The organism is Streptomyces sp. NPDC101166, from assembly GCF_044768125.1.
In the GTDB taxonomy this organism is placed as follows: Bacteria; Actinomycetota; Actinomycetes; order Streptomycetales; family Streptomycetaceae; genus Streptomyces.
Genome location: NZ_JBIWPF010000363.1, coordinates 1 through 1,040 on the forward strand (window position 1 = coordinate 1; position 1,040 = coordinate 1,040).

A 1,040-nucleotide genomic window follows, 5' to 3' on the forward strand; every position below is an offset into this window, starting at 1 on the left:
GTCGGTCGCTGTTGTCGGGTCGATCGCCGTCCCGAATTCCTTCGCCCGCACGCGTTGCGCGGGCGTCACGCAGCGAGGTTCTCCGTGCTCGATTTCATCTATTACCCCGTGTCCGCCGTGCTGTGGCTGTGGCACACCGCCTTCGCGTACGTGCTGGGCGCGACCAGTGGCCTGGCCTGGGTGCTGGCCATCGTGTTCCTGGTGCTCACCCTGCGAGCCCTGCTGATCAAGCCGTTCGTGGCGCAACTGCGGTTCTCGCGGAAGCTGGCCGAGATGCAGCCGCAGATCCAGGAGATCAAGCGCAAGCACGCGGGCGACCGTGAGCAGCAGGCGCTGGCCATGCAGGAGTTGCAGAAGGAGTCCGGGGTCAATGTGCTGACCGGATTCCTGCCGATCATCGGCCAGGCGCTGGTGTTCATCGGGCTCTACCACGTGCTGCGGTCCTTCCAGCCCGGTCACACCCAGAATTACGTGTTCGGCGCCGGGCAGGTCCAGTCGTTCCTGGACGCCAAATTGTTCGGCGCGCCGCTGGCCGCCACGCTGTCCGGGGCGGGTTCGGAGTTCGGAACCATTGCCGCGGTCGCGATTCCGCTCATGGTGATCGCCGCGATCGCCACCCACTTCACCGCCCGCGCCGCCATCGCCCGCCAGCCCGCACCGGCCGAGGGCCCGGCGGCCTCGACCGCGCGCATCATGAACACGCTCTCGCAGTGGGTGTTTCCGGCGGGCGCGCTGGTGGTCGGACCGGTCATGCCGATCGCGATCCTGCTGTACTTCGTCACCCAGAATGCCTGGACATTCGCCCAGCAACACGTGGTGGCGACCCGCTTCGGCGACGACCGCGCCGAACGGGGCGGACGCGGCGAAAGCGCCGGGTCGGCGGCGGTCGCCCACGAATAGCGGGCGCTCGGGTGGTGCGCGGATAAAGCGGTGGCGGTGACCGGATAGGCTGGTAGCTGGTCGCAAGCGGTTTCGGCTGCGTCGCGAACCCCCTCGAATCAGCACAGACAAGGACTGCACAGCGCTATGACCAGCCGCAT

General features: G+C 67.7%; 1 protein-coding gene. It reads left to right on the forward strand.

Annotated features, from left to right (window positions below; genetic code table 11):
• A partial coding sequence (yidC, locus tag ACIRS4_RS39130) for a membrane protein insertase YidC (RefSeq protein WP_404205187.1) occupies positions 1-900 on the forward strand: 900 nt, incomplete at its 5' end.
• Positions 901-1,040: the final 140 nt, after the last annotated feature.